Source organism: Hymenobacter agri (genome assembly GCF_054778495.1).
In genome coordinates, this window is sequence record NZ_BAAGZM010001183.1 from 1 (window position 1) to 669 (window position 669).

Here is a 669-nt window from a genome sequence, read left to right on the forward strand (position 1 = left end):
CCCGCGTCGCCTCGCGCCGGGAGAGTCGTCGGGGCGCGGCTTGGCCAACCTGGCCGCCCGCTACGCCTTCCTCACCAGCCAGCCGCTGGTGAGCGGCGAAGTAAACGGCGAGTTTGTGGTGACGCTGCCGCTGCTGGTGCTGTAGCGGTAGAGATAAACAGCACGTCATGCTGAGCGCAGTCGAAGCATCTCTACCGCAGCAGTAATTCAATCGTTGGGATTAGTTGCGCGGTAGAGATGCTTCGACTACGCTCAGCATGACGTTCTTTTGGGGCTTCAATTACGCTACTGCTATTCCTCATGCCCCTCCGCTGCCTCATTGTCGAAGATGAACCCCTGGCCGCCCGTCGCCTGGCCGACCTGCCGGCCCGCCAGCCCGAGCCGCTCGACGTGCTGGGCACGGCCGAGTCGGTGGCGCAGGCCGTGGCCCTGCTGCGGGAACTGACGCCCGACGTGCTGTTTCTCGATATTAACCTGGCCGATGGGCTCAGCTTCGAGATATTCGAGCAGGTGGAGGTGCGCTGCCCGGTCATCTTCACCACCGCTTACGACCAGTATGCGCTGCAGGCCTTCAAGGTGAACAGCCTCGACTACCTGCTCAAGCCCATTGATGCCGAGGAGCTGGCCGCCGCCCTGGCCAAGCTGCGGCAGCGCCTGCCCGCCGCTTCG

Annotated in this window: 1 protein-coding gene; it reads left to right on the forward strand. The window is 64.1% G+C overall.

Annotated features, from left to right (window positions below):
- Positions 1 to 300: 300 nt before the first annotated feature.
- Positions 301 to 669, forward strand: a 369-nt coding sequence (locus ACYVDE_RS25220) for a LytR/AlgR family response regulator transcription factor (RefSeq protein ID WP_460504260.1), incomplete at its 3' end; no start/stop codon positions are given.